The 20,108-nt window shown below is 71.9% G+C and carries 18 protein-coding genes; 10 read left to right on the top strand and 8 right to left on the bottom strand.

Going from position 1 to position 20,108, the window contains the following annotated elements; translation table 11 throughout:
• Positions 1-32 precede the first annotated feature (32 nt).
• The 4 genes from I8D64_RS17820 (at position 33) to I8D64_RS10965 (ending at position 4,615) form a co-directional block, all read left to right on the top strand.
• Positions 33-893 carry an IclR family transcriptional regulator domain-containing protein gene (locus I8D64_RS17820; RefSeq protein WP_200502720.1) on the top strand — a complete coding sequence of 287 codons (861 nt, stop codon included), beginning with the start codon at positions 33-35 and terminating at the stop codon, positions 891-893.
• A gap of 125 nt (positions 894-1,018) precedes the next feature.
• Positions 1,019-2,422 carry an MFS transporter gene (locus I8D64_RS10975; RefSeq protein ID WP_200502719.1) on the top strand — a complete coding sequence of 468 codons (1,404 nt, stop codon included), beginning with the start codon at positions 1,019-1,021 and terminating at the stop codon, positions 2,420-2,422.
• A 181-nt stretch (positions 2,423-2,603) separates the two neighbouring features.
• Complete coding sequence (locus I8D64_RS10970; RefSeq protein WP_200502718.1) at positions 2,604-3,032, top strand: DUF485 domain-containing protein; 429 nt, start codon at positions 2,604-2,606, stop codon at positions 3,030-3,032.
• Positions 3,029-4,615: a solute symporter family protein gene (locus I8D64_RS10965; protein WP_200502717.1), complete on the top strand. Its 1,587-nt coding sequence runs from the start codon at positions 3,029-3,031 to the stop codon at positions 4,613-4,615. Before I8D64_RS10970 ends, I8D64_RS10965 begins: the two co-directional genes overlap by 4 nt.
• Before the next feature lie 264 nt (positions 4,616-4,879).
• Here the strand turns inward: I8D64_RS10965 and I8D64_RS10960 are convergent, their stop codons facing one another.
• Together I8D64_RS10960 and I8D64_RS10955 are read right to left on the bottom strand one after the other, a co-directional pair.
• Positions 4,880-5,521: a response regulator gene (locus tag I8D64_RS10960; protein ID WP_200502716.1), complete on the bottom strand. Its 642-nt coding sequence runs from the start codon at positions 5,519-5,521 to the stop codon at positions 4,880-4,882.
• On the bottom strand, positions 5,509-6,864 hold the full coding sequence (locus I8D64_RS10955) for a sensor histidine kinase (RefSeq protein ID WP_246482981.1): 1,356 nt from the start codon (positions 6,862-6,864) through the stop codon (positions 5,509-5,511). Before I8D64_RS10955 ends, I8D64_RS10960 begins: the two co-directional genes overlap by 13 nt.
• Before the next feature lie 234 nt (positions 6,865-7,098).
• Here I8D64_RS10955 and nrdF point away from each other — a divergent pair, with 234 nt between their 5' ends.
• From nrdF to I8D64_RS10940, 3 genes are all read left to right on the top strand, one after another.
• Positions 7,099-8,070 carry a class 1b ribonucleoside-diphosphate reductase subunit beta gene (gene nrdF / locus I8D64_RS10950; RefSeq protein WP_228359050.1) on the top strand — a complete coding sequence of 324 codons (972 nt, stop codon included), beginning with the start codon at positions 7,099-7,101 and terminating at the stop codon, positions 8,068-8,070.
• A gap of 136 nt (positions 8,071-8,206) precedes the next feature.
• Complete coding sequence (locus tag I8D64_RS10945; RefSeq protein WP_200502711.1) at positions 8,207-8,530, top strand: hypothetical protein; 324 nt, start codon at positions 8,207-8,209, stop codon at positions 8,528-8,530.
• Between the two features lie 23 nt (positions 8,531-8,553).
• The gene (locus I8D64_RS10940; RefSeq protein WP_200502709.1) at positions 8,554-9,078 is read left to right on the top strand and encodes a 4'-phosphopantetheinyl transferase family protein; all 525 of its coding nucleotides are present in this window, start codon (positions 8,554-8,556) and stop codon (positions 9,076-9,078) included.
• Positions 9,079-9,133: 55 nt separating this feature from the next.
• Here the strand turns inward: I8D64_RS10940 and I8D64_RS10935 are convergent, their stop codons facing one another.
• On the bottom strand, positions 9,134-10,465 hold the full coding sequence (locus I8D64_RS10935; RefSeq protein WP_200502705.1) for a M1 family metallopeptidase: 1,332 nt from the start codon (positions 10,463-10,465) through the stop codon (positions 9,134-9,136).
• Positions 10,466-10,493: 28 nt separating this feature from the next.
• Positions 10,494-14,390 carry a Pls/PosA family non-ribosomal peptide synthetase gene (locus I8D64_RS10930; protein WP_200502704.1) on the bottom strand — a complete coding sequence of 1,299 codons (3,897 nt, stop codon included), beginning with the start codon at positions 14,388-14,390 and terminating at the stop codon, positions 10,494-10,496.
• Between the two features lie 173 nt (positions 14,391-14,563).
• Here I8D64_RS10930 and I8D64_RS10925 point away from each other — a divergent pair, with 173 nt between their 5' ends.
• Complete coding sequence (locus I8D64_RS10925) at positions 14,564-14,848, top strand: GlsB/YeaQ/YmgE family stress response membrane protein (RefSeq protein ID WP_200502699.1); 285 nt, start codon at positions 14,564-14,566, stop codon at positions 14,846-14,848.
• 172 nt (positions 14,849-15,020) lie between these two features.
• Here I8D64_RS10925 and I8D64_RS17375 read toward each other — a convergent pair whose 3' ends face one another.
• The 4 genes from I8D64_RS17375 to I8D64_RS10900 form a co-directional block, all read right to left on the bottom strand.
• Positions 15,021-16,025, bottom strand: coding sequence for a DUF3349 domain-containing protein (locus I8D64_RS17375; RefSeq protein WP_246482980.1), 1,005 nt, complete (start codon positions 16,023-16,025; stop codon positions 15,021-15,023).
• A 30-nt stretch (positions 16,026-16,055) separates the two neighbouring features.
• Positions 16,056-16,340, bottom strand: coding sequence for a hypothetical protein (locus tag I8D64_RS10910; protein WP_200502698.1), 285 nt, complete (start codon positions 16,338-16,340; stop codon positions 16,056-16,058).
• 1 nt (position 16,341) lies between these two features.
• Positions 16,342-17,670 (bottom strand): inorganic phosphate transporter, encoded by a 1,329-nt coding sequence (locus tag I8D64_RS10905; RefSeq protein WP_200502697.1) that lies wholly within the window; start codon positions 17,668-17,670, stop codon positions 16,342-16,344.
• Between the two features lie 182 nt (positions 17,671-17,852).
• Positions 17,853-18,605, bottom strand: coding sequence for an IMPACT family protein (locus tag I8D64_RS10900; RefSeq protein WP_246482979.1), 753 nt, complete (start codon positions 18,603-18,605; stop codon positions 17,853-17,855).
• A gap of 216 nt (positions 18,606-18,821) precedes the next feature.
• Here I8D64_RS10900 and I8D64_RS10895 point away from each other — a divergent pair, with 216 nt between their 5' ends.
• Together I8D64_RS10895 and I8D64_RS10890 are read left to right on the top strand one after the other, a co-directional pair.
• On the top strand, positions 18,822-19,364 hold the full coding sequence (locus I8D64_RS10895; RefSeq protein ID WP_200502693.1) for a universal stress protein: 543 nt from the start codon (positions 18,822-18,824) through the stop codon (positions 19,362-19,364).
• Positions 19,365-19,446: 82 nt separating this feature from the next.
• Positions 19,447-20,082: a hypothetical protein gene (locus I8D64_RS10890; protein WP_200502692.1), complete on the top strand. Its 636-nt coding sequence runs from the start codon at positions 19,447-19,449 to the stop codon at positions 20,080-20,082.
• Positions 20,083-20,108 lie beyond the last annotated feature (26 nt).

Here is a 20,108-nt window from a genome sequence, read left to right as displayed (position 1 = left end):
GCCGCGCCGACCGCGCAGGGAAGGGGAGCGCCGTGGCGCCCCAGAGCACGAAGACCACCCGTCCTGCGAGCCCGTCGGCCGAGCCCGAGCGCGCGTCGGCCGAGCCCGCGCCCGCGCCCGAGCGCGCATCGGGCGAGCCCCGCGACCCCTCGCCCGCCGTCACCCGCTCCCTGCGGATCCTCGGGGCGCTGGAGCGGGCGCGCGGGCCGCTCACGCTCTCCGAGCTCGCGCGCGAGGTCGGCATGGCGAAGTCCTCGGCGTCCAACATCTGCCAGGCGCTCGAGAACGAGGGCATGATCGATCGGGTCGAGAGCGGGTACCGGCTCGGCATCCGCACCGCCGAGCTGGGCGGCGCCTTCGCCTCCCAGTTCAACCAGGTCCGCGAGTTCTTCGCCGCCGTGGAGGGCGATCCGGTGCTGCGTGGGCACGTCGTCCAGATCGCGATGCTGGACGCGCCCGACGCCCTCTACCTCGCCCGGCACGAGGGGCGCCGCCAGCGCCTGGGCACGCCGCTCGGCTCCCGACTGCCGCTCATCCACTGCGCGGTCGGCAACGCCATGCTGCTCGCCATGGACGACGCCGAGGTGGACACGGTGCTCGCTGCCGCCGACTTCGCGCCCACCACCGAGGAGTCGGTGACCAGCCCCGAGGCCGTGCGCGCGAAGATCGGCGCGGGCCGCGAGCGCGGTTTCGCGATCGACCGCGGCGAGTCCTTCCCCGGCATCCACGGCGTCGCCGTCCCGCTCGAGCCCTGGCAGCCCGGTGATCCGCGCATGGCCGTGGGCGTCGCGCTCGCCGCCTCCGAGGCCGGCGACGCCGTGGTCGACGAGCTCGGCGCCGCGCTGCTGACGCTGGCCGACGCGCTCACCAACCCCCTCTCGCGCCGCCCCTGAGATCTGAGCGTTCAACGGGTTGCACTGCGTTCGCGAATGAGTACAGTAGGGCCATCGGCCGGCCCCGTCGGCCGCGCCCGGTCCGGCCCGCTCGGGCCGCCTCGCCCCGCATCGAAGGAGATGCCATGAGCTCGACGCCACGCTCCGCCCGCCCCGAGGGCGCCCAGGACATGCCCGAGGCCGAGTACGCCGCGAACCTGCGCCGCGCCACGCTCTCCTCGTCCATCGGCAGCGCGATGGAGTACTTCGACTTCGCGATGTACGGACTGATGACGGCCCTGGTGTTCAACACCCTGTTCTTCCCCGAGGGCAACGCCGCGATGAACACCGTCGCCGCCTTCGGGATCTACGGGGTCGGCTTCGTGGCCCGCCCCTTCGGCGGCCTCTTCTTCGGCGCACTCGGCGACAAGGTGGGCCGCAAGACCATCCTCGTGATCACGGTGCTGCTGATGGGCGGCGCCTCGACCCTGATCGGTGTGCTCCCCACCTTCCACTCCGCGGGCTACGTCGCCCCGATCCTGCTGGTGATCCTGCGCCTGCTGCAGGGCTTCGGCGCGGGCGCCGAGCAGGCCGGCGCGACCGTGCTCATGGCCGAGTACGCCCCCGTGCGTCGGCGCGGCTTCTTCTCCGCCCTCCCGTTCATCGGCATCCAGGCAGGGACGCTGCTCGCCGGGCTCGTCTTCTCCCTGCTCACCCTGCTGATGCCCGAGGACGCCTTCCTGTCGTACGGCTGGCGGCTGCCGTTCCTGGCCTCCTTCGTGCTGATCCTCATCGCCCTGTTCATCCGGGCGCGGCTGCGCGAGACCCCCACCTTCGTCCAGCTGGAGGAGCACGAGCAGATCGCCGACCACCCGATCCGCGAGATCTTCACGACCGGGCGGCCGGGGGTCGTCGTCGGCATCGGCCTGCGCATGGCCGAGAACGGCGGCAGCTACATGTTCCAGTCGCTCGCCCTGGCCTTCGTGACCTCCGCGACGATCGGACTGGACAAGGGCACCGTCGCCTGGGGCGTGACACTCGGCAGCCTCATCGGGATCTTCTCGGTGCCCCTCACCGGCCACCTCTCCGATCGCTTCGGGCGCGTGCCCGTCTACCGCTTCGGCGCCGTGTTCATGCTCCTGTACACGTTCCCCGCCTGGTACCTGCTGTCCGTGGGGACCGAGGCCGTGGCGATCGCCGTGATCGCCATCGGCATCGGCGTCGCCGTGAACTCGATGCTCGGCCCGCAGTGCTCCCTGCTCCCCGAGATGTTCGGGGCCCGGCACCGCTACCTGGGCGTGGCGATGGCTCGCGAGATCTCCGCCGTCCTCGCTGGAGGGCTGGCGGGTGTGCTCGGCGCGGCGCTGCTCGCCTGGACCGACAGCAACTGGATCGTGCTCGCCGTCTACATGGCGACCCTCGCCGCCATCACCACCGGCGCGACCTTCCTGGTGCCCGAGACCCGCGGCCGGGACTTGCTGAAGGAGACCGACGCCCTGCGTCTTTCCGACGAGGAGCACGACCACCGGATGACCGCCGCGGCGAGCTGAGTCACGACGAGCTGACGCCGCGACGAGCGACCGGGCCTCGCGATGCCGCGGGGCCCGGTCGCCCGCGTGCGGGCGACAACGGCGGCTCCTACGGCGTCGTGGGTGTGATGCACGATACATTGGGCGCATCGCGGTCTCCTCCCGCGATCCCCCTGTGCACGTCCGAGCGAAGGAGCCCGGCATGTCAGAGTCCGCATCCCTGCCCGATCCCAGATCCTCGGGCCGCGACCCGCTCGGAGATCCCTCCTCCGTCGGCGCCCGCAGCCTCGCCGTCCAGCAGTCCGAGGACTTCCAGCGGCTGCGCCGCTCGTTCCTCACCTTCATCGTGCCGATCACGGTGCTGTTCCTGGTCTGGTACCTGCTGTACGTGATCCTCGCGGGCTGGACCCACGAGTTCTTCGCGATCAAGGTCGCCGGCAACATCACCGTGGGCCTGCTCTTCGGCTTCGGCCAGGTCATCACCACCTTCGTGATCACCATGCTCTACCGCTGGTGGGCCGACAAGCGCTACGACCCCCACGCCGAGGCGATCCGCGCCGAGATGGAGAGCGGGGAGATCCTCGAGGACTCCGCCCGCCCGGCCGGCGGGCAGGAGGGCGAGCTGCGATGAGCCACGAGATCAACCCCGTCATCAACATGATCGTGTTCGGGCTGTTCGTCGCGTTCACGCTGTTCATCGTCTTCCGCGTCTCCCGTCAGAAGGCGAGCGCCGCCGAGTTCTACGCCGGCAGCCGTTCGTTCTCCGGACCGCAGAACGGCATCGCGATCTCCGGCGACTACCTCAGCGCCGCGAGCTTCCTGGGCATCTGCGGGGCGATCGCCATGGCCGGCTACGACGGCTTCCTCTACTCGATCGGCTTCCTCGTCGCCTGGCTCGTCGCGCTCCTGCTGGTCGCCGAGCTGCTGCGCAACACCGGCAAGTTCACGATGGCCGACGTCCTCTCCTTCCGCCTGAACCAGCGCCCCGTGCGTCTGGCGGCCTCGCTCACCACCCTCGCGGTCTGCTTCTTCTACCTCATCGCCCAGATGGCGGGCGCGGGCGGGCTCGTCGCCCTGCTGCTGGGGCTCGAGGGCAAGCTGCCGACGGCCCTGACCGTGGTGGTCGTGGGCGTCCTGATGATCGTCTACGTGATCGTGGGCGGCATGAAGGGCACCACCTGGGTGCAGATCATCAAGGCGGTGCTGCTCGTCGTCGGCGTCGCGATCCTCGCGATCATGGTCATGGGCCGCTATGGCTTCAACTTCTCCTCCGTGCTCGATCAGGCGATCGCGATGTCGCCCGACGGCGAGGCGATCCTCACGCCGGGCCTGAAGTACCCCAACCCCGTGGACTTCCTGTCGCTCGGGCTCGCGCTGGTCCTGGGCACTGCTGGCCTCCCGCATGTGCTCATGCGCTTCTACACCGTGCCCAGCGGCAAGGAGGCGCGGCGCTCGGTGGTCTGGGCGATCTGGATCATCGGCATCTTCTACGTGCTCACCCTGATCCTCGGCTACGGCGCCGCGGCCCTCGTCGGCCCCGAGGTGCTCGGTGATCCCGCGACGCCCGGCGGGGAGAACGCGGCGGCCCCGCTGCTCGCGCTCGCCCTCGGCGGGCCCGTGCTGATGGCCGTGGTCTCCGCGATCGCCTTCGCGACGATCCTCGCGGTGGTCGCGGGGCTCGCGATCACGGCGGCCACGAGCTTCGCGCACGACATCTACGCCTCCGTGATCCGCGGCGGCGAGGTCCCCGCGGACGACGAGGTGAGGATCGCCCGCTGGACCGTCGTCGCGATCGGGATCCTCGCGATCGTGGGCGGCGTGGTGGCCCTCGGGCAGAACGTCGCCTTCCTGGTGGCGCTCGCCTTCGCGGTCGCCGCGAGCGCCAACCTGCCCACCATCCTCTTCTCCCTGTTCTGGCGACGGTTCAACACCGGCGGCGCACTGTTCTCGATGATCGGCGGACTCGCGGCCTGTCTCATCCTGATCGTGCTCTCCCCGGCCGTCTCCGGCAACGAGAAGGCGATGTTCCCGGGCGCCGACTTCGACCTGTTCCCGCTCTCGAACCCCGGCATCGTCTCGATCCCGCTGGGCTTCCTGCTCGGGATCGTCGGCACCCTCGTCACCAAGCCCGCGCCCGAGCACGATGTGAAGGCCGCCGAGATGGAGGTCCGCGCGTTCACCGGCGCCGGGGCCGAGAAGGGGTCCGAGCACTGAGGCCGGGCGGAGGGGGCCTCCGAGCACTGACGGGGAACCGGGTGCTGGGGCGGGGCGCATGCGCGCTGCGGCGGGGCGCGTGCGGTCCGCCCCACCCCGATCCCGCCCAGGCCGTTGAGTGCTGCGCAGTGGTCGTTATGACCGCTCATAACGACCGTTGCGCAGCACTCAACGTCGATTCAGCCGATTCCGACGGGCGGGCTCCCGACGGCGGGCACCTCGCCCGCGTCCGCCCAGCCCCTCACCCGCAGCTGCCTCTGTCCGTCACCCGCCCAGCAGGGTCAGCACGGCCATCACGCGCCGGTGGACGCTCGCGTCGGGGCTCAGCCCGAGCTTCGCGAACAGGCGCTGGGTGTGCTTCTCGACGGCGCCCTCGGTGACCACGAGGCGCTGCGCGATCCCGGCGTTGGTGAGGCCCTCGCCCATGAGCTCGAGGACCTCGCGCTCGCGCGGGGTGAGCTCGTCGAGAGGGGAGCGGCGCTGGGAGGCGAGGACCTGCGCGATGACGTCGGGGTCCATGACCACGCCGCCGGCCGCCACCCGCTCGACGGACTCGAGGAAGCGGCCGATGTCGCTCACCCGGTCCTTGAGCAGATAGCCGGTCGCCGGGGTGCCGGCGCCGATCAGCTCGGCCGCGTAGGCGACGACGACGTACTGGCTGAGCAGCATGATCGGGGCCTCGGGCCAGCTGCGGCGGATCGCGTGGGCGGCGCGCAGGCCCTCGTCGCTGTGGCTCGGGGGCATGCGGATGTCCGCGATCACGAGGTCGGGCCGGTGCTCGAGTGCGCGGGCCACGAGCTCCGTGCCGTCGGCCGCGGAGTCCACGACGTCGTGCCCGGCGTCCTCGAGCAGCAGGCGCAGTCCCTCGCGCAGCAGGGCGGAGTCGTCGGCGATCACGAGGCGCACGGGATCACCGCCTCGATCCGGGTGCCCTGTCCGGCGGGGGAGTCGACCTGCAGCGTCCCCTCGAGCGAGGCCACGCGGCCCGCGAGTCCGGCGAGGCCGTGGCCGGCGGAGATGCTCGCGCCTCCGCGGCCGTCGTCGACGATCACGGTGCGCGCGCTGCCCGCCTCGCGGCTCACGCGCACCTGCACGGCGCTCGCCCCGGAGTGCTTGGCGGCGTTCGCGAGGGCCTCGGAGACCACGTAGTAGATGCCGATCTCCACGTGCTCGGGGAGGTCGATCTGCGGGCAGTCGACGGTGGCGGGCACGGGGCACAGGGCGGCGCGCTCGGCGAGGGCCGCCGCGAGGCCCCGGTCCACGAGGATCGGTGGGGCGATCCCGCGGGAGAGCCGACGCAGGTCCTCGAGGGTCGTGCCCAGCATCTCGCGGGTCTCCGCGAGGATCCTCCGGGATCGCTCGGGGTCCGACGGGGCGAGGCGCTCGGCGCGGGCCAGGTCCATCGTCGCCCGCACGATCCCCTGCTGGGGTCCGTCGTGCAGATCCCGCTCGAGCCGGCGCAGGGACTCGGACTCCGCGGCGCGCCCGGCGTCGCGGGACTCCTCGGTGCGGGCCAGGCGCTGCTGCTCCTCGAAGCGGGAGCTCAGCAGGCCGTAGCCCACCGCGTGATGCACTGTCGTCACGCCCCGGGCCACGGGGTAGGCGGTGAGCAGGAAGAACAGGCCGCCTGCGAACTGCAGGCCCAGGTCGATGCCGGTGGCCAGGGCGCCGTGGAAGCCGAGCAGCTCGCCGAGGCCGTTCATCTCGTCCGCGGGCAGGACCAGGCGCAGGATGATCGAGGCGAGCGGCCCCAGGACCGTGCCCAGGGCCCCTGCGAACCACGCGACCATGATCGGGAACGTGACGGCGCTCAGCAGCAGGTGCACAAGGGTCCACAGGCAGTCCAGCCAGGACTGAGGATCCGCGAGCGGGGTGAGCATGCGGCGCACCCAGCCGGCGTCCGGCGCCGCGCGTCGGCGCATGGGCCGCGGCAGGGGGCGCTGCAGCAGGACCCGCTGCATGCCTCGCTCGGCGCCTGCGAAACCCCGGGCGACCATGAGCGCGGCGATCAGGATCGGCAGGCCCACCCAGGCCACGACCGTGCCCACGCCCACCGCGAGCAGGGTGATGGTCAGGACGAATCCGACGATGCCCAGCACGAAGGCGGGGACCGCGTAGAGGAAGGCGCGCACGATCGTCCCCGCCCAGTAAGCGAGGAAGCTGCGGTGCTCGGCGACCTCGGGCGCGTCGTCGACGGGCATCGTCGATCCGGAGGTCGGGGAGGGAGCATGCGTCGAGGAGGAGGTCATGGCTCGAGTCTTGTCGTCGGAAGGCCGGAGCCCCATCCTGTCACCCGGCCGATGCGCTGTCGGGCTGGCCCGACGAGTCCCCGATGGGGGCCGATGCGACCGCGTCGGAGCCCCGACGGTCGACTCCGCCACAGACGCGCTGGGCGGCCTGGAGGTCCGCCCGGGAGGCCGCTCACGGCACCTAGACTGGGGAGCGACGACCCCAAGCATCCCCAGAGCGAACGTGAGGCAGCGGTGAACTCCGATCACCTGAAGACGTCGGTCCAGGCCATCAACTGGAACCGCATCCCCGACCCCAAGGACCTCGAGGTCTGGGACCGTCTGACCGGCAACTTCTGGCTCCCCGAGAAGGTTCCGATCAGCAACGACATCCAGTCCTGGGGGCGCCTCAGCGAGGGCGAGCAGACTCTCACGATGCGCGTCTTCACCGGCCTGACGCTGCTGGACACGGTGCAGGGCACCGTCGGCGCGGTCTCGCTCATCCCCGACGCGGTGACCCCGCACGAGGAGGCGGTGTACACGAACATCGCGTTCATGGAGTCCGTGCACGCGAAGTCGTACTCGCAGATCTTCTCGACGCTCTCGCACACCAAGCAGATCGACGAGGCCTTCCGCTGGAGCGAGCACAACGAGGCGCTGCAGAAGAAGGCCCGGATCGTCATGGGCTACTACCAGGGCGACGACGCGGAGAAGCGCAAGGTCGCCTCGACGCTGCTCGAGTCCTTCCTCTTCTACTCCGGCTTCTACCTGCCCATGTACTGGTCCAGCCACGGCGAGCTGACCAACACGGCCGACGTGATCCGCCTGATCATCCGCGACGAGGCCGTGCACGGCTACTACATCGGCTACAAGTTCCAGAAGGCGATGGAGAAGGCCTCGTCCCAGCGCCAGGAGGAGCTCAAGGACTACACGTTCTCCCTCCTCATGGACCTCTACGACAACGAGGAGGAGTACACCGAGGATCTGTACGACCCGGTCGGCTGGACCGAGGACGTAAAGATGTTCCTGCGCTACAACGCCAACAAGGCGCTCATGAACCTCGGCTACGACCCTCTGTTCCCCCAGGACCAGACCGAGGTCAACCCCGCGATCCTCGCGTCCCTCTCCCCGAACGCCGACGAGAACCACGACTTCTTCTCGGGCTCCGGCTCGAGCTACGTCATGGGCAAGGCCGTCGACACCGAGGACGACGACTGGGACTTCTGATCCGCTGACCGCGCACGTCGCCGGGGATCCCCGCCGACGGCGCGCACGCGAGGCCCGGACCTGCAGCCTTCTGCGGGCCGGGCCTTTCGCATCATGGGCACTGGTGCTTTGCGCGCGGGAGGTCCACAGTGGTGCCATGAACACGCAAGAGGCCCTGATCACTGCGGATCTGGCCCGTGCGGCTCGGGCTCTCGCCCAGGTCTCGCTCGCCGATCTCGCCGAGCACACCGACATCGACCTCGAGAGGCTGCGCGCCATCGAGCAGGGACGGATCCTCGCCACGGCGGAGGAGAGCGACCTGCTGCACCGCGCCTTCGCGGAGTTCGGCGTCGAGCTGCTGCCCGTGGACGAGCATGCCGGCGTGGGCTACGGCGTGCGCCAGAAGTTCAACCCGCGCACCGTCACCCGCCTGGAGAACTGGGAGAACGAGGGCGGCCCCGCGGGCGAGGACGACATCTGAGCGGCCCGTATTCTGGGGCGGCCATGACCGCTCCCGCCGCCCACCAGCACCGTCACGAGTCCCCGCTCGTCACCCTGCATCGCGCCGAGGACGACGCCGATGCGATCCTGCGCGCGCGCATCGCCGAGACCTGCGGCGTGGAGGAGGCGGCGGTGCGCACCGGTCGGCACTGCCCGCGATGCGGCTCCTCGGCGCACGGCCGGCCCTGGGCCCGCATCGGTGCCGCGTCCGATATCCCCGTGAGCATCTCCCGCTCCGGCGCGCATCTGGTCACGGCCGTGCGACGTGAGGGCCCCGTGGGGGTCGACATCGAGTCCGTCGCCGCCGTCGACCGGCTGTGGTCGCCCGACCTCGTGCTGCACCCCAGCGAGCGCGGGCTCGATCGGACGCCGGAGGATCGCGCGCGCCTGTGGGCGGGCAAAGAGGCGGTTCTCAAGGCGCTCGGCGTCGGGCTCGCCCGCGCGATGCCCACGATCGCGCTCGCCGACTTCGACATCGAGGACCTGCCGGCTCCGCCGGGGCACGTGATCGCCTGCGCGCGGCTGTGATGCCGCGGTGCGTCGCCCGAGGCGCCCCGTCGGCCCGACGCACGTCCGCGTGGGATCAGGCCGGTCGCGGGCACTCCGGCAGCGGCAGCGACTCGAGCCACGCCCCGGCGAGGTCCCCGAGCTCCTGTCCGCTCTCGCGCTCCGCGTGCTCGAGCAGCATCGCGGTGGTGACGTTCCCGCCGGTGTGCTCGGTGAGGAAGGAGCGGAGGAGCGCGAAGAACGCGCCGTCGCCCACGCGCATCCGCAGGGCGTGCACGGTGAGGGCGCCGCGCTTGTAGACCCGGTCGTCGAACATGAGCTCGGGCCCGGGATCGGTGAGCAGCAGGTCCTGGGGGAGCTCGGCGAGCAGGGCGTGGTGCTTCTCGACCTCGGCCTGCACGCTGGAGACGCCGGAGCGCTCGGCCCACAGCCACTCGCAGTAGCACGCGAAGCCCTCGTGCAGCCAGATGTCCTTCCACGCGGACAGGGTGACGGCGTTGCCGAACCACTGGTGGGAGAGCTCATGGGCGATCAGGCGCACCGACTCCCAGTCGGTGTCCACGAGGTTCGCGCCGAAGGTCGAGAGGCCCTGCGACTCGAGCGGGATCTCGAGGTCGTCCTCGGTGATCACCGCCGTGTACGAGGCGAACGGGTAGGGCCCGAAGAGCTCGGCGAAGAAGGTGAGCATCTCGCCCTGGCGGGCGAAGGAGCCGAGCAGGTCGTCCGGGGTCGTGCCCAGCGGGACGAGGGTGCGCACGGGCACGTCGGCGCGGGCGATGTCGACGGGGGAGTAGCGGCCGATCTGCACCGTGGCCAGGTACGTGGCCATGGGCACGCGCTGCTGGTAGGTCCACGTGGTGACCGCGCTGCGGCGACGCGTGCCCTCGAGCTCGCCCGCGGCGGCGACCCAGTAGTCCGGCGGGGCGCCGAGGCGCAGCGTGTAGGTCGCCTTGTCGTCGGGCCGGTCGTTGCAGGGGAACCACGAGGGCGCGCCGTGGGGCTGCGCGGAGACGATGACGCCGTCGGTCAGCTCCTCCCAGCCGGTCGCGCCGAGCACCCGCGAGGGCACCGGGCGCGGCGTGCCGGAGTACTTCACCCGCAGCACGAACTTCTGGTCCGCGGCGATCGGCGTGCGCACGGTGAGCGTGCCGGAGCGGTGGGTGGTCTTCACGGCGCGCCCGTCGACCTGCACCTTCTGGGCGCTCAGACCGTACAGGTCCAGATGGATCGAGTCCGCCTCCGCGAGGGCGCGGCAGTGCAGCGTCGCCTCGCCCTCGAGCCGGTTGGTGTCGACCTTGTAGACGAGTTCGAGGTCGTAGTGCTCGACTCCGAAGGAGCGGTCGCCGTGCCCCGGGACGTAGGGGTCCGCGCCGTCGCCGTCGTGCGCGTGCGCGCCGTGCTCCCTCATGCGCCGAATCCCTTCACGCTGCGTCCCTTCATGCGTCGTCCTCCCACGGTCCGATCGGATTGCCCTGCCAGCGCGTCCCCGCGGGCACGCTCTCGCCGCGCATCACCAGGGACACCGGGCCCACGGTCGCATGCCGGTCGATCCGCGCCGCTGGGAGGATCACGCTGCCGGGGCCGAGGGTCGCGCCCTCGGCCAGCACGACCGTGTCCATGCTGAGCACGCGGTCGTGGAACAGGTGGGTCTGCACCACGCAGCCGCGGTTCACGGTCGCGCCGTCGCCGAGCTCGACGAGGTCGGTCTCGGGCAGCCAGTACGACTCGCACCAGACGCCGCGGCCGATGCGGGCGCCGAGCGCGCGCAGCCACCAGTTCAGGGCGAGCGTACCGGTCGTGGCGCGCGCGAACCACGGTGCGGCCAGCACCTCGGTGAAGGTGTCGGCAAGCTCATTGCGCCACACGAACGACGTCCACAGCCCGTGCTCGCCCTCGTGATGCCGGCCGACGATCAGCCACTTCGCGGCCACGGACACCACTGCGGCGGCGACCGAGCCGGCCAGCAGCACCGGCCCGCCCAGCAGCACGGCGGCGCCGAGCCCGTGCCGGGCCACGAGGATCAGCAGGGTCGCGCCGACCGCGGCCCACAGCACCACGGCCAGCATCATCGGCAGGATCCGGCAGGTCTCGACGATCCCGCGGAAGATCCGCAGCCTGCGGGAGGGCGCGTACGTGCGGGACTCGTCGGCCTCGCTCCCGGCGCGGCGCAGCCGCCGCGGCGGGCTGCCCATCCAGGAGCCGCCGGCCTTCGCCGAGGTCCGACGGGGCGCGGCCGAGAGCACCGCGACCAGGGACTTCTTGGGGACCTTGCGTCCCGGGGCGAGCATGCCGGAGTTGCCCACGAAGGCGCGCTTGCCGACCTTCACCCGCTCCACGCGGATCCACCCGCCGCCGAGCTCGTAGGGGCCCACCATGGTGTCGTCGGCCAGGAAGGCGTGGTCGCTGACCTGCACGAGGCTCGGGATGAGCAGCACGGTCGAGGCCTCGACGCCCTTGCCCACGCGCGCCCCGAGGGCGCGCAGCCAGAGCGGGGTGAGCGCACCCGAGTAGAGGGGGAACAGCCAGCTGCGGGCCTCGTCGACCAGGCGCAGCGTCCCCCAGATCTGCACGCCCGGCAGGGAGCGCACGGGGTGGTGGCCGGGACGGATGCCGAGCGCGAACAGCCGGGTGAGGGCCAGCACCAACAGGATCAGCACGAGGTAGCCGACGAGTGCGGACAGCGGCAGCCAGGGCAGCGCCGCGAGGACCGCTGCGTCGAAGGTCGGCGCGGAGGCGATCGCGGGGAGAGCCACTGCGGCGCCCGCGACGACGGCCACGGCGGGCAGGGCCGCGATCACCAGGGCGACCAGCGCGTACACGCCCTGCCAGAGCGGCCCGCGGTGCGGGTGCTCGCTCGACCAGGGACCGCGCGCGCGGGCCTTCCGACGCGCGGGGGAGCCCGACCAGAACTCGCCAGCGGGGACGTCGCCGAGCACGGCCGATCCCGGAGCGATCTCCGCGTCCCTGCCCACGTGCGCGCCGGGTCCCAGCGTGCTGCGGGCGCCGACGCGGGCGCGCTTGCCGATGCGCACCGCGCCGATGTGCAGCGTGTCGCCGTCGATCCAGGTGCCCGCGAGGTCGACCTCCGGCTCGACGGAGGCGCCGGCGCCGATGTGCAGCAGGCCGGTGACCGGCGGCAGCGCGTGCAGATCCGCGTCGCGCCCGATCCGCGCCCCGAGCAGGCGCGCGTAGTACGGGACCCAGGGGGCGCCCGCCAGACCGAGCGCCACGAGCTCCTCCTGGAGGCGCTCGGCGCACCACAGGCGCAGGTGCGCGAGGCCTCCGCGCCGGTGGGCGCCGGGCCGTCGGATCCCGGCGAGCAGCAGCCGCGCGAGCAGGGCGGCGAGGGTCATCCGCACGGGAGGCACGAGGAGCACGATGGCCGCCGGGAGGAGCACGGCGAGAGGAAGGGGCGGCGCCCAGGCGACGCCGAGCAGGCCGGAGGCTAGGCTCGAGGCGATCATCAGCCAGGTGAGCCAGCGCAGCGCCGCGATCGCCCGCAGCGGCAGCAGCAGGACCAGCTGGGCGGTCTGGAAGCCGCGGCGCAGAGGAGGCGCCTCGTCCTCGTTGCGGGCGCTCGAGGTGCCCATCGCGTCCAGCGCGGCCGCGAGGGAGGCGATCGTGGAGTGCGCGTAGACGTCGGCGACGGCGACCTCCGGGTGCATCTCCCGCAGCCGGCCGACGACCTGCGCAGCCGTGAGCGAGCCGCCGCCGAGGTCGAAGAAGTCGTCGCGCACCGAGGTGGCGCGGGCGCCCAGCACGTCGGACCAGATCTCGGCGATCCAGGCGGCGGTGCCCTCGAGGTCGCGCGCGGACCCCTGGGCCGACGGCAGGGGCCAGGGGAGGGCGTCGCGGTCGACCTTCCCGGAGGTGCGGGTGGGCATGTCCTCGAGGACGGCCAGGCGCGGCACGAGCGCGGCGGGCATGCGCTCGCGCAGGAGGGCGCGGGCGGCGTCCGCGTCGAAGGTGGCGTCGGCCGTCAGGTACCCGACCAGGAGCTTGTTGCCCGTCTTCGTGGAGCGCACGGCCGCGGCGGCGGAGACCACGCCGGGCAGGCGCAGCAGCTGGTCGTCGATCTCGCCGAGCTCGATGCGGCGGCCGCCGAGCTTGATCTGGTCGTCGGCGCGCCCCGCGAACAGCAGCCCGTCCGGGTCGTTGACCACGCGGTCCCCGGAACGGTAAGCGCGGTCCCAGCCGAGGGTGGGCATGGATGCGTACTTCTCGGCGTCCTTCACGGGGTCCAGGTAGCGGGCAAGCCCCACGCCGCCGATGATGAGCTCGCCGGTGGCTCCCGTCTCGACCGGCTCGCCCTGCTCGTCGACGACGGCGAGGTCCCAGCCGTCCAGAGGGAGGCCGATGCGCACCGGGTCGGCGCCGTCGAGCTGCGCGGCGCAGGCGACGACCGTCGCCTCCGTCGGCCCGTAGGTGTTCCAGACCTCCCGGCCGGGGGCCTGGAGGCGCGCGGCGAGCTCGGGCGGGCAGGCCTCACCGCCCATGATGAGCAGGCGCACGGCCTCGAGCGAGGAGTCCGGCCACAGCGAGACCAGGGTGGGGACGGTCGAGACGATAGTGACGGAGTTCGCGAGCAGCCAGGAGCCGACGTCGACCCCCGAGCGGACCAGGGAGCGCGGCGCCGGGACGAGGCAGGCCCCGTGGCCCCAGGCCAGCCACATCTCCTCGCAGCTCGCGTCGAAGGCGACGGACAGTCCCGCCATCACGCGGTCGCCCGGGCCCAGCGGCGCGTCCTGCAGGAACAGCCGCGACTCGGCGTCGACGAAGGCGGCGGCGCTGCGGTGGGAGACGGCCACGCCCTTGGGCCTGCCGGTCGATCCCGAGGTGAAGATGATCCAGGCATCGTCCTCGGAGGAGGGGGCGACGGGCTCGACGGGGCTGTCGGGTGCTCCGGAGGGCGCGTCGGCAGCCCCCGTCGGCGTGAGCGCGAGATCGTCGCCGAGCACCGCGGCGACGGCCGACTCCTCGAAGACCACGCGAGCGCGCTCGTCGGGGTCCTCGGCGTCCACGGGGACGTAGGCGGCGCCCGCGAGCAGCGTGCCGATGATCGCGATGTACAGGTCGGGGGTGCCGGAGGTGATGCGCACGCCCACGCGGGAGCCGGGGCCCACGCCGATCGCGGCGAGGCGGCCCGCGAGCTCGGTCGCGGCGGCGTCCAGCTGCGAGTAGGTGAGGGGCTCGAGGCCCGTGTCGATCGCGAGGGCGTCACCATGGGCGGCGACGGACGCGCGGAAGACGTCGACGAGGGTGCGGGGCGCGGGGGAGCGGTCCCCGGCGAGGAGCGCGGGCTCTGGGGCTGTCACAGCATGATTGTCCGCCATGGACACGCGGATCGCGGAAGCGACGTGAGAGAACCGTACTGGTCATGACCAGCAGGTGAACAGCGGATCACCGTCGCGCGGACGGGACGCGGCGCGCGGCGTCGGGCCCGGGATGTGAGATCGTGTGACGTACATGGTCCGCACCCGCGGACCGAAGGGAAAGGAGCTTCCCCATGGGTCTCATCGGACTCATCATCTCCTGGATCATCATCGGAGCCATCATCGGCCTCATCGCTCGCGCGATCCTGCCCGGCAAGCAGGCCATGGGCATCGGGATGACCATCATCCTCGGTGTCATCGGCGCGATCGTCGGCGGATTCATCGGCAGCCTCTTCGGCGGCGACGGCATCAGCGGGATCATGAACAACCCGTGGAGCATCGGCACGATCCTGCTGTCCGTGGTCGGCGCGATCATCGTGATGGTCATCTACGGGCTGGTCACCAAGAACCGCGCCTGACACCGCCCGGTCCCGATGACGGGACCCGGCGGAGCATCCCGACCCCGCGCCGGAACGACGAGCGCCCGATGCCGCAAGGCATCGGGCGCTCGTGCATGTCGGGGCGAGTCGGGCGCTCGCCGCGGGGTGCGTGGGTCGCCACGCGGCACGCGGGACAGTGCTCGAGGCGCGGTCAGCGCCTTTCGCCCAGCGGCCAGCCCTGCACGGCGAGGTGCTCGGCGACGCGGCGCATCTCCTGCTCGGTGGGCAGATCGTTGGTGTAGCGCGTGATCGCGACGCCGGCATCCGTCGGGTCGACGATGCGGTGCCCCGCCTCGTCCACGAGGTGCGAGGCGATCTCCCGGGCCTCGTCGTCCGTGAGCTGGCGGCGCAGCAGCGCGAGCAGCGGCAGGCGGTCGGTCGCCGGAATGCCCGCCGGGTAGCCGGCGGAGAGCCAGTCGAGGATCCTCTGGACCGTGCTCGAGGACGGCGCGGGCGGCAGGTCGGAGGCGGGGGCCGAGGTCACAGGGGTCGACGACGCGCTCGATGCGGCCGCGGCGTCTGCCGGTGCTGCCGAGTCGGCGAGTGCTCCCGTGTCAGCGAGCGGTGCCGCGTCCGAAGGGGCCGTCGCGTCCTCAGGCACCGTCGAGTCGTCCGGTGCGGTCGAGTCCTGCGTCGTGGACGCCGAGGCGTCGGCGGCCTGCGGTGCGCTCGTTCGGGGTGCGATCGTCGCGGAGCCGTCTGCCGGCTCGGCGGTCCAGCGCGGAGCGCTCTCGCCGTCGGCCGCGTCGGTCTCGCGGGTGCCATCAGCGGCGTCGGACTCGGCGGCGTCCACCTGCACGCCGCGACGGCTGTGGTCCACGCGCTCGACCCCGCCGTCGGCCGCGACGGCACGCGCGACCTCGGCGGACTCCTCGTCGACGGGCCACCCTGCGTCGGCGAGGCGCTCGGCGACCTCGCGGGTGTGGTCCTCCGTGACCGGTGCCGAGGTCACGCGGCCGATCGCCCCGCGGACGTCCTCCTGGGTGACGTCGCCCTCGGGGTTCTCGCGCTGGAGATCATGGATGATCCGCTCCAGCTCCTCCTCGCTCAGGTTGTGCGTGAGGAGGGCGAGCAGCGGGTAGAAGTCCTTCGGCGGCACGCCGTCGGGATAGCCGACGCGCAGCCAGTTCAGGATCATGCTCAGCGGATTGTTCATCAGTCCTGTGCCCCTCGATCTCGCAAGCCCTCAGAGGGGCAGCTGGATACCAAGGTAGTGGTCGAGGCTGCCCTTCGTGATGAACAGCAGACCGTAGAGGATGACGAGCGCGACCACGGCGAAGATGGCCCAGGCGCCCACTCGCGCCACGGGTTTCGCGGCGATCACGGTGCCGTCGCGCTCCTCGCCGCCCTGGCCGCGGTCCTGCAACTTCATCCCGATCGAGAAGAGCAGGGGCAGTCCTGCGCCGAGCAGCAGGCCGACGCCGAGCACCTTGAGCGTGCCGGTGATGATCTCGATGAATTCTGCGGACATCTCAGGAGTCCTTCCTGCTCGGCGTGGACACGGGGACCTTCGTCGTCGCGGGCGTTGCCGCGGGAGCGGGTGCGGGCGCCGCGGAGGACGCGGCGCGGACCTCCTCGGCCGGCGTCTCGAGCACGTAGCCGGCCTCGGGAGTGAGGGCGGAGGGGGCCTCGGCGCCCTCGTCCCACTCGTCGTTGACGTTGCCGGCGTCCACCTTCTGCAGCTGCGAGCGATAGTAGATGTACCCGCCGACGGCCAGCAGGATCGCGAAGACGAGGAAGGCGCCGCCGACCCCGCCCACGAGGTGGCCGATGAAGTAGGTGATCGCGCCGACGACGGCCGCCGCGGGCAGCGTCAGCAGCCAGCCGACGGCCATGCGCCCGGCGACGCCCCAGCGGACCTGGGCGCCGGGACGGCCGACGCCGGAGCCGACGATCGAGCCGGTGGCCACGTGGGTGGTGGACAGTGCCATGCCCAGGTGGCTCGAGGTCAGGATGATCGCCGCGGAGGACGCCTCGGCGGCCATGCCCTGCGGGGAGTCGAGCTCGACGAGGCCCTTGCCGAGGGTGCGGATGACGCGCCAGCCGCCCATGTAGGTGCCCAGGGCGATCGCGCCGGCGCACACGATGATGATCCACGGCGGCAGGCCGTTGTCGATGATCTCCTGGTCGGAGAGGGTGCCGTGGGCGATGAGACCCAGGGCGATGACGCCCATCGTCTTCTGCGCGTCGCCCGTGCCGTGGGCGAGGGAGACCAGCGAGGCGGTGGCGATCTGGCCGTAGCGGAAGCCCTTCTCACGGCGCTCCTCGCGCACGTTCGCGGTGACGCGGAAGACCAGCCAGGCGGCCGTCGCGGCGATCGCGCCGGCGATGAAGGGGGAGAGGAGGGCCGGGATGATGACCTTAATCATCAGTCCCTCCCAGTTGATGCCCACGGTGCCCAGGGCCGCGAGGCCGGCGCCGATGAGGCCGCCGAAGAGCGCATGGGAGGAGCTGGAGGGGATGCCGAAGAGCCAGGTCGCGAGGTTCCACAGGATGCCGCCGACGAGCCCGGCGAAGATGATGAACATCGCCGTCTCCGCGTCGAGGCCCGTGATCAGCGCTCCGGTGTCGGTGTCCTGGATCTTCAGCACCGAGGTGGTGACGGTGACCGCCACCTCCACGGACAGGAAACCGCCGATCACGTTCAGGATCGCTGAGAGCGTGACGGCGGTCTTCGGCTTGAGCGCACCGGTGGCGATGGACGTCGCCATCGCATTGCCGGTGTCGTGGAAGCCGTTCGTGAAGTCGAAGGCCACTGCCGTGATGATGAGCAGGGCGAGGATGACGATGTCACCTGTCATGCGGCCAGTGTGCGCCCGGGGCGGAGAGGGGTGCCAGTTCTCCCCGGAGCCGTTCACCTTCCGTTCACCCGGCTCCTGGGCGTTCGTGCCTGCCTGTACGCGAAGTCACAGGAGGTGGGGGTGACCTGGCATTGCAGGGGGCGAGGAATGTCCGGTTCGCCGTCGCCTCCCGTTCACCGCTTTCACCGGGGCGTCGAAGGAGGGGCGGGGACGTCGACGCTGCGGCGGCCGGTCTCGTGCGGGGTGAAGCGGCCCTGGGACCAGGAGGCGACGTCCTGGGCGAGGTCGTCCGCGAGCGCGGGGTCGATGAGCAGGCGCAGGCGGGCGCCGTCCTCGTCGTACTGGGTCGCGTGCACGTCGGCGCCGCCCTCGCCGCGGACGTCGGCCCAGTGGCGCACGGCGTTCTCCGCGAGGCCGACGTCGGTGAAGGGCACCTCGAGGGCGACCTCGCTGCGCGGGACGCGCTGGAGGAGCGGGGCGTCGGCGAGAGCCGTCTCGACGGCCGCGGTGTAGGCGCGGACCAGGCCGCCCGCCCCGAGCTTCACGCCGCCGAACCAGCGCACCACGATCGCGAGGGTGTCGGTGAGGCCCGCGTGCAGGAGCGCCTGCAGGATCGGCATGCCGGCGGTGCCCGAGGGTTCGCCGTCGTCGTTCGAGCGCTGCACGGGACCGGCGCCCGTGGCCTGTTCGGAGAGCACGAGCGCGGAGCAGTGGTGGCGGGCGCCGGGATGCGCGGCGCGGGCCGCGCGCAGCAGGGCGTCGGCCTCGTCGGTCGAGGAGACCGGGTGCAGCTGCGCGAGGAAGCGCGACTTCTTCTCGATCAGCTCGCCCTCGACCGGCCCCGGAAGCGTGCGGATCGCGGTCGGTGCGGCCCCGGCCGGCGACGGCCCGTCGGACGGGGGAGAGCCCTCCGTCGGCATCTCCTCGCGGTCCATCCCGGCAGTCTACGGATCCCGCCGATCCGGTCTCGCGGGGCCGGGTCCGTGCCGGACTTTCCGCGGCGAATCGCGGTTCCTCCTGCGGGCCGGGACCTTCGACCTCCCCCATCCGTGCCCGGTGAGGGGCACAATGGGGTCACCGGCGAGGATGCCGGTGTCGACCGTCAGATCCTGCGGGGTCGCCCCGCAGGCGCCGGAAGGAAGTGGTCCGTCGTGAACGCAGCCCCCGAGCAGTCCGGAGACGCGCCCCGCAGCGGCGAAGCCCGACAGATCGTGGTCGGAGTGGTCGACGAGAGATCGCGGACGGTGATCCAGACCGCCGCGCAGTACGCGAAAGCCTTCCACGCGACCCTCACCTGCGTGTACGTCGAATCGACGATGCTCGCCCTCGGCGAGACCCCGCAGGGCTCCCTGTACGCGGCGGGCCTCGCCGCGGAGATCGACGAGCCCTTCTTCCCCGACGACCTCACGAAGGTCATCGAGGAGGGCGTGGGCTCGACCGGCGTGAGCTGGACGGCCGTGCCGCGCCGCGGCACCCCGACGGTCGAGCTGCACGAGGTCGCCGAGGACGTCGACGCCCTCATGTTCGTCCTGGGCACCCGGAAGCCGGGCCTGCGGGACTCCATGCGCGAGTTCATCAACGGCTCCGTCGCCACCCAGCTCTCCCACAAGCAGGTGCGGCCCATCGTGGTGGTCCCGCTGTGCGTGGTGGGCCACGACGACGACCTGCCGTGGATGGGCGACGGGCAGTCCTGACCAGAACCTGGTCCAGCACGGGATGTGAGCTGGTCCTTTCCGATATCGTGTGAATCGCACCATGTCGATGAAGGAGAACCCCGTGAGCATGCCCGCCCAGCCCCAGTACCCCGGCAGCCCGCAGGGCGCTCCCGGGGCTCCCGCTTCCTATCCCGTCCCGAACGGCAAGGTCCCCGGCAAGGGCATGAAGCGCGCCGGGCTGATCATGCTGATCGTCGGTCTGGTGCTGTGTCTGGTGGGGATCGTCGTGTTCGTCGTCGCGATCGTCAAGGTCGTCGGCGTCGCGAACGATGTCTCGGACAACAGCACGGTCTTCAACGGCGAGGCCACCGTGCAGCTCGAGGCCGGCAAGGACATGCAGGCCTACGCCCACGAGGGCGAGACGGCTCCCAGCTGCACCATCGTCGGGGCCGACGGCACCGCGCCCGCCACCGACACCGCCGATCAGAAGAGCAAGGTGACCGCCGCCGGCGCCGACTGGGAGTCCTTCGGCTCCTTCACGGCGAAGTCGACGCAGGAGTACACCATCACCTGCGACTCCCCGACCGAGGTCATGGTGGCTCCGCCCGTGTCGGGCGCGGGACTGGTCGGAGGGGTGGGCGGCATCATCGGCGGCATCTTCGTCGCCGGGTTCGGCTTCCTCCTCCTCGTGGTCGGCGTGATCCTGTTCTTCGTCGGCCGCAGCAAGGCCAAGAAGGCGCAGAACCCCGCGTTCTGATCCGTCTGCACGAGTCGCCCGTCGGG

The organism is Brachybacterium halotolerans, from assembly GCF_016623465.1.
GTDB lineage: Bacteria > Actinomycetota > Actinomycetes > Actinomycetales > Dermabacteraceae > Brachybacterium > Brachybacterium halotolerans.
The sequence above is the reverse complement of the archived record's forward strand: the minus strand, read 5'-3'. Positions and strand labels throughout refer to the sequence as shown.

What these genes read in the sequence shown, in the direction of transcription:
- I8D64_RS10975 (WP_200502719.1), top strand. Translation starts at nt 1,019, where the DNA reads ATGAGCTCGACGCCACGCTCCGCCCGCCCCGAGGGCGCCCAGGACATG.
- I8D64_RS10970 (WP_200502718.1), top strand. Translation starts at nt 2,604, where the DNA reads ATGTCAGAGTCCGCATCCCTGCCCGATCCCAGATCCTCGGGCCGCGAC.
- I8D64_RS10965 (WP_200502717.1), top strand. Translation starts at nt 3,029, where the DNA reads ATGAGCCACGAGATCAACCCCGTCATCAACATGATCGTGTTCGGGCTG.
- I8D64_RS10955 (WP_246482981.1), bottom strand. Translation starts at nt 6,864, where the DNA reads ATGACCTCCTCCTCGACGCATGCTCCCTCCCCGACCTCCGGATCGACG.
- I8D64_RS10945 (WP_200502711.1), top strand. Translation starts at nt 8,207, where the DNA reads ATGAACACGCAAGAGGCCCTGATCACTGCGGATCTGGCCCGTGCGGCT.
- I8D64_RS10940 (WP_200502709.1), top strand. Translation starts at nt 8,554, where the DNA reads ATGACCGCTCCCGCCGCCCACCAGCACCGTCACGAGTCCCCGCTCGTC.
- I8D64_RS10935 (WP_200502705.1), bottom strand. Translation starts at nt 10,465, where the DNA reads ATGAGGGAGCACGGCGCGCACGCGCACGACGGCGACGGCGCGGACCCC.
- I8D64_RS10930 (WP_200502704.1), bottom strand. Translation starts at nt 14,390, where the DNA reads ATGGCGGACAATCATGCTGTGACAGCCCCAGAGCCCGCGCTCCTCGCC.
- I8D64_RS10925 (WP_200502699.1), top strand. Translation starts at nt 14,564, where the DNA reads ATGGGTCTCATCGGACTCATCATCTCCTGGATCATCATCGGAGCCATC.
- I8D64_RS17375 (WP_246482980.1), bottom strand. Translation starts at nt 16,025, where the DNA reads ATGAACAATCCGCTGAGCATGATCCTGAACTGGCTGCGCGTCGGCTAT.
- I8D64_RS10910 (WP_200502698.1), bottom strand. Translation starts at nt 16,340, where the DNA reads ATGTCCGCAGAATTCATCGAGATCATCACCGGCACGCTCAAGGTGCTC.
- I8D64_RS10905 (WP_200502697.1), bottom strand. Translation starts at nt 17,670, where the DNA reads ATGACAGGTGACATCGTCATCCTCGCCCTGCTCATCATCACGGCAGTG.
- I8D64_RS10900 (WP_246482979.1), bottom strand. Translation starts at nt 18,605, where the DNA reads ATGGACCGCGAGGAGATGCCGACGGAGGGCTCTCCCCCGTCCGACGGG.